Source organism: Petrocella sp. (genome assembly GCF_059865615.1).
In genome coordinates this window covers 1-15,059 of record NZ_JCBCDA010000059.1, presented here as the reverse complement: position 1 = coordinate 15,059, position 15,059 = coordinate 1, and the positions used below count along the sequence as shown (strand labels likewise).

At 36.8% G+C, this 15,059-nt stretch carries 12 protein-coding genes and 1 pseudogene; all 13 read right to left on the bottom strand.

Going from position 1 to position 15,059, the window contains the following annotated elements:
* Nucleotides 1–22 precede the first annotated feature (22 nt).
* On the bottom strand, nucleotides 23–739 hold the full coding sequence (purC, locus tag AC6F8J_RS07030) for a phosphoribosylaminoimidazolesuccinocarboxamide synthase (RefSeq protein WP_500722027.1): 717 nt from the start codon (nucleotides 737–739) through the stop codon (nucleotides 23–25).
* Between the two features lie 53 nt (nucleotides 740–792).
* The gene (gene purE, locus AC6F8J_RS07025) at nucleotides 793–1,308 is read right to left on the bottom strand and encodes a 5-(carboxyamino)imidazole ribonucleotide mutase (protein ID WP_500722026.1); all 516 of its coding nucleotides are present in this window, start codon (nucleotides 1,306–1,308) and stop codon (nucleotides 793–795) included.
* A gap of 9 nt (nucleotides 1,309–1,317) precedes the next feature.
* The gene (gene purK, locus AC6F8J_RS07020; protein ID WP_500722025.1) at nucleotides 1,318–2,466 is read right to left on the bottom strand and encodes a 5-(carboxyamino)imidazole ribonucleotide synthase; all 1,149 of its coding nucleotides are present in this window, start codon (nucleotides 2,464–2,466) and stop codon (nucleotides 1,318–1,320) included.
* A gap of 353 nt (nucleotides 2,467–2,819) precedes the next feature.
* Nucleotides 2,820–4,427, bottom strand: a complete 1,608-nt coding sequence (locus AC6F8J_RS07015) for a mannitol dehydrogenase family protein (protein ID WP_500722024.1) — start codon at nucleotides 4,425–4,427, stop codon at nucleotides 2,820–2,822.
* A complete protein-coding gene (uxuA, locus tag AC6F8J_RS07010) occupies nucleotides 4,428–5,504 on the bottom strand; it encodes a mannonate dehydratase (protein WP_500722023.1) in 1,077 nt (358 codons plus the stop codon). It lies immediately after the preceding gene.
* 31 nt (nucleotides 5,505–5,535) lie between these two features.
* On the bottom strand, nucleotides 5,536–6,555 hold the full coding sequence (locus tag AC6F8J_RS07005; RefSeq protein WP_500722022.1) for an alcohol dehydrogenase catalytic domain-containing protein: 1,020 nt from the start codon (nucleotides 6,553–6,555) through the stop codon (nucleotides 5,536–5,538).
* Between the two features lie 104 nt (nucleotides 6,556–6,659).
* Nucleotides 6,660–7,349: an FCD domain-containing protein gene (locus AC6F8J_RS07000; RefSeq protein WP_500722021.1), complete on the bottom strand. Its 690-nt coding sequence runs from the start codon at nucleotides 7,347–7,349 to the stop codon at nucleotides 6,660–6,662.
* A 127-nt stretch (nucleotides 7,350–7,476) separates the two neighbouring features.
* A complete protein-coding gene (locus tag AC6F8J_RS06995) occupies nucleotides 7,477–8,757 on the bottom strand; it encodes a TRAP transporter large permease subunit (protein WP_500722020.1) in 1,281 nt (426 codons plus the stop codon).
* Entirely contained in the window at nucleotides 8,757–9,254 is a 498-nt protein-coding gene (locus tag AC6F8J_RS06990; RefSeq protein WP_500722018.1) for a TRAP transporter small permease subunit, read from the bottom strand. The genes AC6F8J_RS06995 and AC6F8J_RS06990 overlap by 1 nt, the downstream gene beginning before the upstream one ends.
* A 70-nt stretch (nucleotides 9,255–9,324) precedes the next feature.
* Complete coding sequence (locus AC6F8J_RS06985) at nucleotides 9,325–10,380, bottom strand: DctP family TRAP transporter solute-binding subunit (protein ID WP_500722017.1); 1,056 nt, start codon at nucleotides 10,378–10,380, stop codon at nucleotides 9,325–9,327.
* A 333-nt stretch (nucleotides 10,381–10,713) separates the two neighbouring features.
* Nucleotides 10,714–11,349, bottom strand: coding sequence for a hypothetical protein (locus tag AC6F8J_RS06980; protein ID WP_500722016.1), 636 nt, complete (start codon nucleotides 11,347–11,349; stop codon nucleotides 10,714–10,716).
* Nucleotides 11,350–11,390: 41 nt separating this feature from the next.
* Entirely contained in the window at nucleotides 11,391–13,475 is a 2,085-nt protein-coding gene (locus AC6F8J_RS06975) for an aminopeptidase (RefSeq protein WP_500722015.1), read from the bottom strand.
* 27 nt (nucleotides 13,476–13,502) lie between these two features.
* Nucleotides 13,503–15,059: pseudogene (locus AC6F8J_RS06970) on the bottom strand (insulinase family protein); the annotation flags it as partial.

Genomic DNA, 15,059 nt, shown 5'->3' with positions numbered 1-15,059 from the left:
GAGTTGTCCTTTGATCAGTTGTCTAGTTGTCATGAGCCAGTAAACGGTTCATGACTTCTTGATAAGCATCTTCTACATCCCCAAGGTTTCTTCTGAATCTATCTTTGTCTAGTTTTTTGTTAGTGGTAGCATCCCAGAAACGGCAAGTGTCCGGCGATATTTCGTCAGCCAGTATAATTTGACCTTTAGAGGTTTTTCCAAACTCAATCTTAAAATCAATGAGCTCAATATTTACATCTTTCAAATGGGCTGTTAGGGCTTCGTTGATTCTAAAGGCATAGGCCTCAATCAAATCTAATTCTTCTTTCGTTGCGATATCCAGTGCAAAAATATGGTAATTATTGATCATTGGGTCCCCAAGTTCATCGTTTTTATAGGAGTATTCCAACACTGTCTTGTTCAACCTCATACCCTCTTCAAGGCCTAGTCTTTTACTTAAAGAACCGGCAGCAAAATTTCTTACAATCACCTCTAATGGAATGATGGTCACTTTTTTTACAACTGTTTCTCTGTCACTTAACTCTTCTATAAAGTGGGTAGGAATCCCTTTTGTTTCTAACATTTTCATAAAGAAATTGGACAAACGGTTATTGACAATCCCCTTCGCTTCAATGACACCTTTTTTGGCACCATTAAAGGCTGTTGCATCGTCTTTATAGGATACAATTAACTTGTTTGCTTCATCGGTTATATAGACTTTTTTCGCCTTACCTTCGTATAAAAGTGCTTTTTTTTCCATTGATTTCCTCCGTGTTGTCAAAAGATGATTATGCTCATGTTTCAATTTAAATCCTACATCTTTTCAAGATAGGCTTCGTATCCTATTGCTTCTATTCGACTTGCTTTTTCCTCTACCATTGTTTCTAGAGACTTCTTATAGGTCTCGACGCTTGTATGAATTCCTTCATCAAAGCTAGCTAATATTTGAGCTGCTAAAAGACCGGCATTTTTTGCACCATTAATGGCCACGGTTGCAACGGGTATGCCTGGTGGCATCTGAACAATAGAATATAGAGAATCAATTCCACTTAGGCTACTGGTCTTAACCGGAACTCCAATAACCGGAACCGTGGTTAAGGCTGCTACCATGCCCGGTAGATGGGCTGCCCCACCTGCACCTGCAATAATAACTTTCAAGCCTCTATTTTTCGCCTCTTTTCCATAGGTATACATACGTTCCGGCGTCCTATGGGCTGAAACGATGGTAAGTTCATAAGGTATCTTCAAGGCATCTAGTACTTTTGCCGCTTCTGACATAACAGGAAGGTCTGAATCACTTCCCATAATAATTCCAATTAAAGGTTGCATACATATCTCCTATTCTTCCTTTATAATTTTGATTTTTGAAAAGGCCAATTCCGCTGCTGCTCTTGCTTCTTCAACCGTTGAACCGATTGCTGTTATATGTCCCATTTTACGATGTGGCTTTACTTCTTTTTTGCCATAGAGATGTACTTTTGCGTTTGATATCTGGCAAGCTTTGCTTAGACCAAGGACTTTACTCGTCCCTGTGGCTTCTCCTAATAGATTTTTCATGACTACCGGTGTTCTAAGTGTTACATCACCCAGAGGCAACCCTACGATCGCTCTAATATGGTTTTCAAATTGAGAGGTTAGGCAGGCTTCTATGGTATAGTGCCCTGAATTATGAGGTCTTGGTGCCACTTCGTTCACATAGAATTTTTCATCTTTGGTTACAAATAATTCAACGCAAAACATACCCACACCATGAAATATATTCATGACCTCGGTAGCCATTGCCATTGCTTTCTTTGTGCCCTTGTCTGATAAGTTGGCCGGTACTGCCGTTTCATCTAAAATACTGTTTATGTGTTTGTTTTCACCAACAGGATATATGGCCAAATCGCCGTCTATCCCCCTACAAGCCAATACAGAGATCTCTTTATCAAAATTAACGAATCTTTCAATCATAAGTGGGCGTTTCCCACTTCCCAGTTGTTCATAAGCTGTTTGAACTTCTTTTGCTTTTTTTATTAAGAAATTACCTTTGCCATCATAACCGCCTGTACAGCTTTTTAGCATCATAGGGTAACCAAAGCTTTTACCAATGCGGTGAATATCGGATACATCCTTAACTTCATAGAAATCCGGTACAGGCACCCCATTTTCAAGTAGCGTTTTTTTCTGATTGAATTTATTTTGAATAATGGCCAAACTTTCAGGCGTAGGGTAAATGGCATGCCCTTCTTTTTCTAATTCTTTTAGAATATCTACATGAATATGTTCAAATTCATAGGTGATGACATCCACCTTGTTTGCCAATTCACGAATAGCATCCACATCATCAAACGCCGCAATAATATGCTCATCCGATATGGCATGGGATGGACAATCCCTTGTTGGGTCTAAGATCACGATATAATATCCGTATCTTTTCCCATCTAGAATCATCATCTTGCCAAGTTGTCCGCCGCCTATGATACCTATTCTCTTAAGCTCACTCATGTTATAACCTCTTTTTCTGTCATACCGTCATAAGGCTTTCAAACACATAAAGTTCAGATAAAATGACCTTCAGCCCACTTCATATGTCCTTTTAATGCTATTCTACAGAGAAAAACATCATTCGTCAACTCTTTTACCGAACATTTATAAACTAATTCTATTAAATATTCGGATTGATTTTGTATAAAATTACGTCATGACATACATGTATATATTATTTATTGTTCCAAACCGGTTAAAGCTCTTTTTATACTACAAAAAAGTCGGTTATGATGATAGGACATCACAGCCGACTTTCATATAGTTTTGACACTTTAACCATGGTTAAAGTGTCAAAACTAAGTTTCTTTGATTTAAATACAGTATTTTTCCATTGTCTTTAGAACAGCACCAGGTCCTTCAATAAGCTCATTAAACATTTTTTGTATCTTATCAGCCAACTCTGCTTCATAAAGATCTACACCAAAAATGTTTTTATTACTAAGAATACCTGTTATGACTATATCTTTACTTCCAAGAGCAACTTCTTTTAATTCATTTTTCAACATCTCCAAAAGAGGATCCGAGCTGATTTCAAAGGGCATACCTTGGTCATCCACGCCCAATAGGTATCGACACCAAAGTGCAAGTGCCAATGGAATTGCTACTAAATCCTTGGCATTTAAAGCTTCATCTTTCATGTAAGATTTGATGGTTTCTCCGAATCGAATGCCCACTTTCTGGGATGTATCTGTTGCGATACGTTGTGGTGAATCCGGAATATAGGGATTCATGAAACGTTCATATACCACTTCATCTAAAAATTCTTTTGGATTGATAATACCCGGATCTACAACGACTTTCAGTCCTTCGTCATAGCCGATTTTTTCCACAAAACGTTTTAGTAGAGGATTATTCATTTCATCCGCTATTAAGGTATAGCCTAAAAGACAACCGGACACAGCAAGTCCCGTGTGCAAAGGATTTAGACACGTTGTAACCTTCATCGTCTCAATTCGATTAACGGTCTCTCTGTCAGTAAAAATGACACCAGCACCTTCAAGTTTCGGTCTGCCATTTGTAAAAATATCCTCAATAACCAGATATTCACTGATTTCTGCGTTAACAAAAGGTGCCATATAGGAATTTTTCGAAGTTACAATCGGTTCCAAATTTTCTATACCTAAATCTTCCAGCTTCTCTTGAACAACTTTTGATGGCCTTGGCGTGATCTTATCAATCATTGTAAATGGATAGGCTACTTTATTTTGGTCTTCTAAATAAGTAACAAACCCTTCTTCAACAAATCCTCTTTTATGCCATTCTTTGCCCATGGTGATGACAGCCTCTTTTAGGATATCGCCATTATGGGAGCAATTGTCCATACTCACAAGGGTTATAGGATACGCACCTTCTTTATATCTTGTATACATCAAAGCTGCAATAATACTCATGGTATGATAGACTTCTTGTGGGCCTTTCTCAAAGTCCTGTAATACAATGTCAAAAAACCTACCTTGAGGATTTTTTAGAGCATAGCCCTTTTCTGTTATGGTGAAGCTGACCATTTGTAGGCTTTTTGCCTTAAAAAATTCTCGTAAACGTTCTTGACCTGCTTTTCTTATTTGATCTGTTGTTAGGCTTTCTACTATACTACCAACAACGGTTTTCTCAAAGCTTCCATCCGCCTTCATCAATACTAAAAGAGAGAGATTATCATAGGGCGTATATACTTTATCCACGATCTCATAATCAAAAGATTCGACTGCAATAATACCTGTATCTGCCTTCTTATTGTTTAGCACTTTCTGATGGGCATTGGCGATAAAACCCCTGAAAATATTTCCTGCGCCAAAATGTATCCATGTTGGATTTTTTTGCGTATTTTGAGTAATTTTGTCTCTGTCATATAAAGGCAGTTCGATATCTTTTTCTTTCCAAGCTTCTTTATTCATTAAACCTTCATTGCTTAATTGTAACATTTAGTTACCACCTTTTCTTTTGTCAAGACTGTCTATGATACCTAACATATACATCACGCCTAGTGCACGATCGTATAGGCCGTATCCGGGTCTACAGGTCTTTTCCTCTCCCCATAAATGACGACCATGATCCGGACGAATATAGCCTTCAAACCCATGATCATGATAGGCTTTAAGTGCCTCATATATATCTACGTTACCATCTTTACCACGATGGGATACTTCTATAAAGTCTCCATTCTCAAATACTTTTACGTTACGAATATGGGCAAAGTGAATTCGATCACTAAATTCACGAATGATATCAGGAATCTTATTTAATAAGTTCGGTCCTAAAGACCCTGTACATAGTGTCAACCCATTATAAGGACTATCTACTAATTCTAAAAATGTTTTAATATGGTCTCGATCTCTGATGATTCTAGGAAGACCAAAAATAGGCCATGGCGGATCATCCGGGTGAATGGCCATTTTTACATCATGGGCCTCACAAACAGGTATGATTTTTTCCAGAAAGTATTTTAGATTATCAAAGAGTTGTTCTTCTGTCATACCTTCATAAGCCTTAAACAGTTCATCCAGCTTCGCCATTCTTTCAGGTTCCCAACCCGGCATCGTAAAATCCCCTGTATTTCCAAGGATTCTATTCACCATGTCTTTGGGATCATCTGTAATGGCATTTTTCTCATAAAACAATGCATTTGATCCATCTGGCAAAGCCCTATATAGATCTGTTCGTGTCCAATCAAATACAGGCATGAAGTTATAACATATCACTTTAACACCTGCTTTTGCCAGCTTCTTAATTGTATCAATATAGATCTCAATATAGCGATTGCGACTTGGAAGCCCAAGCTTAATATCATCATGAACATTAACGCTTTCAACGATATCCGCATTAAAGCCTTTTGATTTGATATAATCTGTTGTTTCTTGAATTTCTGCCATTTCCCATGCTTCACCGGCAGCTTTTTGGTGGAGGGACCACACGATACCCTCAACACCCGGTATCTGCTTTATTTGATCTAAGGTAATGGAGTCGTTGCCTTTTCCATACCAACGCCATGTCATTTGCATTTTCGTTCTCCTAACTTTTTTGAATTACCATTTACTCAAAACTGACAACAACTTTTCTAATACTTGTATCACCACTATCTATTAAATCAAAGGCTTTCTGAATATCTTCAAATTTATATACATGTGAAACAGCGCCTGTTAAATCAAGTTGATCCGCTTCAATAAGATCCAGTACTTCTTGAAATCTTTTGTTCTGTAATCTAGATCCTCTTACGTCCAATTCTTTAGCTGTGATTTTTAATTGCGTGACTTCTGTTTTCTCTTCAGAAAAACCCATGGTAATAACCCGTCCTGCATTACCGGTTACATTCAGCAAAAAAGGAAGTGTATCTTTGGTACAAGCTGCATCCACTGAGACTGTTACACCATAACCATCTGTAATTTCTCGAATCCTTTTCTCGGCTTCATCATTCCCTACATTGACAACATAATCTGCGCCTGATGCCAGAGCCTCTTCCAATTTATCATCAAAAATATCTGCTACGATAATCTTAGCGCCTGATAAACGTGCAACTTTCAAGATACTTCTTCCTAGTGCTCCAGCACCCATTATTAATAGGGTATCTTCTTTTGCTAGCTCTGCACGGTGCAGACATTGTACCGCTATCGTTGCAGGCTCAATCATGACGGCATCTGTATACGCTATTTTCTCAGGCAAGATATAGCAACTGCTTTGATCCACATTGATATATTCTCTGTACCCACCATGAACGTGTACACCTCGCACCTTTAATGTATGACATACATTGCCTCTACCCATTTTACAGGCATAACATTTACCACAATTCATGACTTGGTCAATTATAACTCGGTCACCTATTTTTAACTGATCCACTTGACTTCCAACTTCATCAACGACGCCTACAATTTCATGTCCTAGGACTCTAGGGTAGGTTGCTACCGGACTCGTTCCGTGATAGATATGAACATCGGACCCACATATACCTGCAGCCATTATTTTTACAACAACTTGAGTGTTTGATTCTAAAGTAGGTTGGTCCATATCTATTATTTCCATTTTCAGTGGTTCATAAACCATTGCTGCCTTCATAGTGATCCCTTTCCATTGCTTTCTGCTACTTTCTATTACTTGAAAGTTGTTTTTGTTATTTCTACTACATTCCTATTCTTTTTAAGGACACTCTTGACTTCCGATTAAGTTTGATTATTTTTCTTGAAATACTCTGGATAAAGTTCTCCTATCATCTGCCGATCTATTTCAAATCGCTTCAAATGTTTACAGATTGAAGCTTTTGCTGCTTCTTCATCATGTTTAATAATGGCTTCTAGAATTGCTTTATGGTCGCTTACAATTTTCAAGTCTTTTATTGTTACGAAACTCAGATTTCTAAATCTATCATCATGAATCATAAATCCTTTGATCATGGAGTATGTTCGTTCTTTTTTGCATATTGAAAATAACTTTTTATGAAATGCATCATCTAACTCTAAAAGCCTATCCGGATCCGGATGTTCTAGATAAAAGTCTTGAAGTCTTACGTTTTCTTCCAAATCAAAAATGTCTTTTTCTGTGGCTAGATTACATGCCAGTCTTACAATCTCCGGTTCAATAATCAGTCTTAAAAAACGTGCTTCTTCAACCAATTCCGTATCAATCAATGGAATAACACTTCCTTTTTGAGGAAATATCTCAACAATCTGTACTTTACTAAGTTCAATCAATGCCTCTCTCACCGGCGTTCTGCTCAGACCCATGTTCAAAGCTATTTCATTTTCGCTAACAATGCTTCCTGGCTTCAATTTCATCGATATAATATTGCTTCTTAATATTCTCAATGCATATTCTCGGGCTGATTCTCCTTGATACCTTTCAACAACTTCCATAGATTCATCTCCTCAAAATATTTTTATTATCGCCTTTTAGATTATTATTTCTATATTGATTAATCTATAGATATGCGAAATTATAATAGGCAGTATTTCATACCATTACTTTCTTACAACATTTATACTACTTAATGAAACTCGGAAGCCATAATGTAATTGGTTCAAAAAAAGCTACAAGAAAGAGTACTATAAGATTTGCAAATAGAAAAGGTAAAATAGCTCTTGATATCCTTATCAAAGAAATATCTCCGATTTTTGCAGCTACAAATAAACACACACCCACAGGTGGCGTAACAAGTCCAATAATCAAGTTTAATACGGCCATCACTGCAAATTGAACATCAGGCATACCGATTGATCTTGATACAACCAAAAGTACTGGAAACAAAATAACAATTGCAGATATCGTTTCCATAAACATACCAACGAAAATCAAAAGAAGATTTATCAACAAAATTACAAGAATTTTATTTGTAGTCAATGATAGCATGCCATCTGCAATCATTTGAGGTATCTTTTCACTAGCTAGAATCCAAGCGAATGCATTTGCAAATCCAACAAGTACCAATATACTTGCAGATGATCTTGCAGATTCTGCTAGAAGTTTTGGAATCATGCTGATTTTTAATTCCTTATACACAAATATTCCAACACAGAGTGCATAGAGTACAGCAATGATTGCTGCTTCTGTAGGTGTAAAAATGCCACCTAAAATACCGAACAAAATAATTACAGTCATCAATAGCGCCCAAAATGCGGATCTAAATGATTTGAACATTTCGCCAAGTGAAGCTATATTACCTTTAGGATAATTACGTTTTTTAGCCATATACCCATTAATCACCATTTGAAATACTCCAATCAGTATCCCCGGAATCATACCTGCAATAAACAACTTACCTACAGAAATTCCTGTAAGTGTTCCTGCAATAATCATTGGTATACTCGGTGGAATTATTGGTCCAATGGTAGAGCTTGCTGCTGTAATAGCGCAAGCATAGTCTGAATCATATCCTGATTTTTTCATTGCAGGAATCATAACGCCTCCAATAGAAGCCGTGTCAGCAACCGCTGTTCCTGATATTCCAGCAAAAATCATGGATGAGCCGATGTTAGCAAAGCCCATTCCACCACGAACATGTCCAAATAGTTTATCGCCAAAATCTACAATTTTCTGTGTAATACCGCCTACATTCATAAGATTACCTGCTAATACAAATCCCGGTATAGCCAATAATACAAAAGAATCCATACCACCATAGATTTTTTGTGGTAATGCAAACAGATCTATCCCCGCCAGTAACAAGTAAATAAAAGAAGATAAACCTAATGAATAAGCAACTGGTATGCCTACCATAAGAAAAAAGATAAAAGAAAAAAATAATACAATAACCAATACATTCATTATGCAACATCCTCCTTGTATTTCTTAAATGCACTTATTTTCCTGATTGCTATATATACATTAGCAATACCCATACCAACGATACAAATAAAAACAAATGAGTGTATGTACATCATATTGACTCTCAACCCGGCTGATAATTGTCTACCTCCAAGTTGCGTGAATTTATTAGCAGCTGGTATTAAATAGAGAAGAAATCCACCTACTATAAAATGAACAGAGGCTTCATATATAAGTTTTCTTTTTCCTTTAAATAATGATGGAACAACATCTACAGCAACAAATTCATTATGCAGGACCGCAGTAATTGATGAAATAGAAATCAGGAAGATAAAAATCATTCTGGTTAATTCCTCAGTCCAATGGTAAGGCCTATCCATCAATGGTGTTCTTCCAATTATTTGTAGTGTGACTACTACTATAAGTGCAATAAATGCAACGATAGATATAACCTCCAAAATATGGTGGATTTTATTTAGTATGCTATTTCTTTTCATAGCTATTCCTCACATTCCTTAGAGTTTAGTATTAATATCCAAGAAGACTTGGATATTAATACTAAATAAACTACTTGGTATTCTTGATTAATGTATAAAGTTCAAACAGCTCTGGTGATAGATTCTCTTCATAGTATTCTTCAGCAACACGTACCATTTCTGTAGTATCTGTTTCTATAAACTCTAAGCCTTTCTCTTCTAGGAGTATGTTTAAAGTCGCTTCTTCACCTTCCGTAAACAATTGGTACTCATAATCATGTGCAACCTGAGCCGCATCCATCATAACTGTTTGTAGATCCTCTGGTAGTTCGTTCCATTGATCTACACCAATCAACATATAAATCCAACCACGAACATGTTCTGTTTTATTGATATATTTCTGAACTTCATAAAATCCACCACTGTACATTAGTGCTAATGGGTTATCTTGTGCTTCAATAACATTTTGTTGTAATGAAGTAAAAACTTCTGAGAATGCCATTGGTACAGGTCTTGCTCCCCATGCATTCCAAACTTCAATAAAAAGTGGTACATTCGGTAATCTTAAATTCAAGCCTTGTAAGTCGTTAATGTCATTTATAGGCTTATTTGATGTAAGCATTCTCGGGCCTCTTTCAAAATAAGTTAGTACTTTTAATCCAGCCTGATTTAAAATTGCCTCCTCTAGTATTCTTCCCGGCTCTCCATTTATTACAGCATTCATATGCTCTGAATCTTTAATAAGATATGGTGTTGACATAACCCCTACAAGATCTGCCCAGTTTTGAAGTGACTCGCCAGACAATACCATATCTGCTGTGCCCGCTTGAATAGCCGTAACGTTATCAATTTCATTACCTAATTGTTCGTTAGCATATACTTCAATTTTTATTCTTCCGTTGGATTGCGCTTCAACTTCTTCAGCAAATTTCATAGCGCCTTTATGCCAAGTATTATTCTCGTCAGCCGCATGTCCAAATTTGAAGCTAAAAACTGTGTCGTCCATAGCCTCATCGGTTTCAACTTCTGTCTCTGTACTTACTGATTCAGATGGTTCCATAGTCGCCTTACCAGATGAACACCCAACAAACAATGATACTAATAATGATACCACAACCAGCATAATAATAAATTTTTTCATTTTCATTCCAGTTCCTCCTAATGCCATTTTTAAAATCCTCCTTTTACATTCCATGTATAATCCGCATCATGTAACATACTAATTTATTAGTATGTTAGTATATTACTACTATGGTTATACATTGTCAACAACTTTATTTCCAGTTAATTCTTCTCGTTGTACAATAACCACTACATATTTAATGACAATAGCTATTTTGCTTATATTCATAGTCAACATGTCAGTAAATATAATTTAAGCTATAACTATCTATGCATTTTCTACATGAGTACACTCCATATGAAACAAAAAAACAGCAACCTCAAATCTTCATCTTCAGTCACTGCTTCTATGTGATTCTTACTTTTCTAATAAATAATTTAAAACAGCAATAATCTCTTTCTTTCGACCGCTTAAGGCGTATATACCAACATAATAACTTTCATCTTCCTCTTGTATTAATGGACGTAACCTGGGGAAATAATCCAATGACACTATGAATTTTCCATCTATACCTTTAGCACCTAATACCTCTAAACGCTCAACTAGGTCAGCACCCTCTGACACATCTCTCATCTCTTCTAAAGATATAAAAAACTTGTTTTCTACAAGATACTCCTTATTCTCTTCATCGACTACAAGAATGTCTAAAGCTTTGACCGATGATTTTCCCATGAATCTTGCTTCACTGGTCATGGTTGTCGTTGGATTGATCTCAGGGTTAATCTCTAGGAACTCTATCATTAAGGCTTCATTCTCTGCTGTGTTCATAATCTGATGGTTCAAGGTATCTTCTAGTTGTCTAGCATAGACCACATCATGACTTTTTGTCCTTATGGTGATGTCCATGACGATGTCCGGCGCCGGATTTAACCAGTAGTTGTTCACAAGTGAACCTAGTATTAGAATCACCGCTATGCTCAATAAAATATGCACTTTATAATATGCCCAAACATGGTCAATTTTCTCCGATTTGCTCATTGTTTTCCAAGTCATAGTTCCTCCTACAAAAACCGCTCTTCTTGTTGCATTCTTTCTTACACATGATCTTTATCATCGAAGGGTTGATTTAGGGCTTCTGTGCCTTTTAGCACAAAACGACCACCTTGGATGATAGGATAAGCGATACCTTCATTCGTATATCCAATGATGGTATCCAACTCATCATAGGGTATGGTAATATCCGTATGGCGATAAGTATAGGCCTCCTCTGCTTTTGTATTTCTAAGCTTAGTTTTTTCATTTTCCCTGGCGATCATCTCTTTTCCATCTGGGTTGTAGACTTGTTGATCTTCCCCCCATACAAAACAAGTATCGCCTATAGCAAAGTGTGGGCCGGTTTTTTCACCGATAAGAATGGGCAATAAGGCGTGTATATTATATTTCTTAGCCATCATATAAGCGACCGTATTGGTCCCAATGGCAAATTCCCCAAGTGGTAATGTGGTATGAGGATATAGAAGGGTCTCTTCTATGTATTTAAGGTTTTCCTCTTTTGTTTCAAAGTTCTTACAGGCATACTTGACCACCATGCCCTCTTTAAACCACAATTTTAGATCTTTGTACCTTAATCCCGTTAGATATATGTCTTTTACATGGAGCAAACCTTCTGTGCCTGACAGGACCGGTGTTGTATAGACTTCTCCTACGGGTACATTCACATCTGCTGTGCAATTATCAAATTTGGTCTGTGTTTTAGGATCTGCTAAGGGCATTAACTGAACTTTCATATCGGTCCTGTTCTGACCTGCCCCTTTAACCACCACATACTCTGTCTGATCTAAGGCATCAATGATTGCCTGTTGGATATCTTCATACATTTTTGGATCTAAAGTATTGACTTTTATGGTTGCCTCAAAAATAGCCTTGTAATCCTTACCAATACTTGGTAAGGGATAATCATTAATGGTAAAACTATAGGAAGAACCCGGCAAATACTTACCCTGAAGGTTTTTTACCGCTACTGTATGCTTACTTACGAGCTCCGTCATTTTTTTATCATAGGTCATGTTGGCTTCATGGTTCTTCGGTTCAAAAGGCAAATTGCCAAAAACTTCCATCAAAGCCAAGCCAGCATAAACCCGAGCTTCTTCTTTGTATTTCTCAAAGATGTCTTTTTTGATCTTATAAATAGCGTCTAAGTAAACCCCATCCATGTATATGGCATTACTGAATCGATGATCGTATTCCATTTGTTCATTGGGTTTAGTATTACATAGCCTCGGTCTCTGTGCGCCCTTTAGCTCATACTGTACGATTGGTTTTAGCCCTAGCTTTTTAAAGTTTTCGCTGGCTTTTTTTATTATTCTTTCAAACCCTAGATGATAGGTGAGAAGTATGCTTTTCTTGTGATCAAATATTTTTCTCTCCCTTTGATACCCACGCATGAAGGCTTCTGAAAAAGTATTTGCGATTAAGTCTATTTTTTCTTCCTCCATACTAAGGATCTGCTTAGCGCTCTCGATTTCATTGATCCCTACATACATACCATATCTAAAAAGATACCTTAAGTCTTCATGGTTGTAATCCCTTATGATGTGAGCATAAGTGTCAAATTCCGGTGATACAAGTCTTATCCAATGATGCTCTTCTAGAACACTTGCATGGTTAAGCAAATGATCTCTCATCATCAAACTCAATGTTTCAACTTCTCTCTCCTTTTTTAGCAAAATACGCTCATATAGACTTAAGAAGAGTTCATTGTAAACCATCATATCATAACGTCGGTCTTCATAAGCAAATCCTACAAATTGACGGATTATAAAGTTAAAACCTGACAAGAACCTTCCCATCTCTAAGCCGAAAACAGTGCAGGCATAAGTAGGGTTAACAAAGCTGGTGGCATAGTGATCGCTGTTAATATCTGCATAAAGGTCATGATTGATTTGTAGCAGCGTATCAAAGTCCTTATCTTCGTAATATGTAGGCATTTTGATGGCTTCGTTGTGAGCCATCATCGCCATCATAAAACTGCCCACCTTCTTAAAATATCGATGGTAGTTATTCTTGTTTTGTTGGCTTCCAATCTCTATGAGACAATTTGCTATAGCCTTTTTTGATATCTCATACCGCTCTTTGACCTCTGTATTAGAAGCTGTATATAACTTATTCGTTGGTCTCATATTTACTCTCTTTCTACTGCCACAATATTAGTTCAAGGTCTTAACTGTAACAAACATATCTTTTTCTTCTTCAATTGTATTTTCGTTTCCAATGACGCAGTAGTAATCTTGTCGGATGATTTTTTCAATCAATTGACCGAGGGCCCTTAGATCTTCTTGGGTTGTTGTCAGTATTTCATCCCGTTCTTTTTGCTCATCTTCTACAGAAACATTTGCCAAATACAATCCCAAAGCCCTTTCACCCTTCATTTGTGGTGTTAATGGTACATCCACATTGCTCATGGTGCCGATAATGTATTTTACAAGTTCTCTTTCATCTAGATTCAGATTTTTTATATAGTCTGACAAGGCCCTATATATTGCGTAAGTCTTATTTAGGTTAGGATCTCTATAAGAACCTAGGAAAAACAAGCCGTTTCTTCTAAAACCGGCAAATCCACCATAAGCCCCACCTTTTACTCTGACTTCTTTCCACATATAATCCAAGCTCATAATCGTTTGTAATACCTTCATATGACCATTGTATAGATAACCTTCTTTTACATAATCACCGGCTAATGCACAGTATTGAACCTTGCTGGCTGTTTTAAAACCTTCATTCAACACTTCAAAAGTGATTGGTAATGTAGCTTCGTATGTTATGGCTTTTTGGGGAAATTCTCTGATTAGTTCTTGAAGCTTTTCTTTAACAGGTGCTACAAGTTTTTCTTCAGTATTCACTAGAATATGTAGATTTTCTCTACGGGTGATCTTATTAAGAACCGCTTTTAACTTTGTTGCTACTTCCTCATACTGATTTTCAGACACAAGCTTCTTTAGAAACTCATAATAAGTAATGCCATCTAGAGCTTCTTTGTAAAATGCACTGATGTTAAAGTAGCTTGAACAGCGATTAATGCTAACAGTATGCCCACCACTGGTTAAGGATGTACTCAGTCTGGACTTGTTTTCTAAGATCAAGTCCTTCAAACGATTCAAATCTGTAAAGACGGACTCTGTCAGTAGCTCTTTGACCAAGGCAAGGGTTTCCTCCATTTTTTCGCTTAAGCATTTGAACTTCATTTCAAACTTAGTCTGACATGTATCCGGTTCATTGTTCATACCGTATACATTGGTGTCTGCGTTTATACCACCTGTATGAATGTTAATCTCATCTGATAAATCTGAATAGCTATGTTGCTGTGTATCCATACGCATCAAAAGCTTTGTAAGCAAGCTGACATAGGGCAACTCTTCAAAAGTCAGAGGTGAAAAATCAAACAATAAGCGCATATATACAATGTTATTGGTAAAGGTCTTATGAAGAATCCATTCATGATTTTCTTCTTTTATAACTTCGTATTCTATAGGAGACGCTTCTTTTTTTATGTCCGATAAATCTAATAATGGTATTTTTTCTAAATCTTCTCTTGAATTCGGTTCTGCTTGATGTTTTTTAAGAGATTGGGTCTCTTCTATTAGGGCCAACTTATCTTCATGGGTTAAACTACTTCCAAAGGCATGAAGTTTATCCTTCAGTTGTTTTTCTTTATTTGCTAACATCTGGGCATCCGGAATAAGTCTGAGCAGCGCCGTATGTGGATT